Here is a 621-nt window from a genome sequence, read left to right as displayed (position 1 = left end):
GTGCTGATGAACCGCCCAGCCAACGGGCCTGCGACGCCGGTCGCCATCGCCAGCGACGCGATCGCGCCGAGCGCCGATGGCAGCATGCTCTACTATGGGCCGCTCTCGGGCCGCACCCTGCATGCCGTGCCCACGGCGATGCTGCGCGATCCGTCTGTGTCGGAAGAGCAACTTGGGCGTGCGGTTCGTAGCTTGGGGCGCAAGGGCGCGTCGGATGGCATTGCCGAGGATGATCGTGGGCGTGTCTTCGCCGGTGATTACGAACACAATGCGATCCGGGTGCTCGATCGCGGCCAATGGTCGACCCTGGTCAGCGATCCGCGCATCAGCTGGCCCGATACCCTGTCGATCGGCCCCGATGGCTATCTCTATTTCACCGCAAACCAGCTGCATCGCCAGCCCGGCTTTCATGGCGGCCGCGACCTGCGTCGCAAGCCGTATGAACTGCTTCGCATTAAGGTCGGTAGCGGCCCGGTACTGCTGACGCGGCGGTGACGCCGGCGCTGTCGGAATGATCGCGCGGGCCGGTGGCGGAGAAGCCGGTCTGGCCCGCCGGATTGCGATCGTGACGCTATTGTAACCACCGTCCACTTCTGCGACATTTTGTGCTCTGTCAGGCAC

1 protein-coding gene is annotated in these 621 nt (G+C 65.4%); it reads left to right on the top strand.

From position 1 onward, the window contains the following. The coding region (locus tag LS48_RS15930) for an L-dopachrome tautomerase-related protein (protein ID WP_208430913.1) at positions 1-495 on the top strand (495 nt) is incomplete at its 5' end. Positions 496-621: the final 126 nt, after the last annotated feature.

This window comes from Aequorivita aquimaris, from assembly GCF_001573155.1.
In the GTDB taxonomy this organism is placed as follows: domain Bacteria; phylum Bacteroidota; class Bacteroidia; order Flavobacteriales; family Flavobacteriaceae; genus Aequorivita; species Aequorivita aquimaris.
The sequence above is the reverse complement of the archived record's forward strand: the minus strand, read 5'-3'. Positions and strand labels throughout refer to the sequence as shown.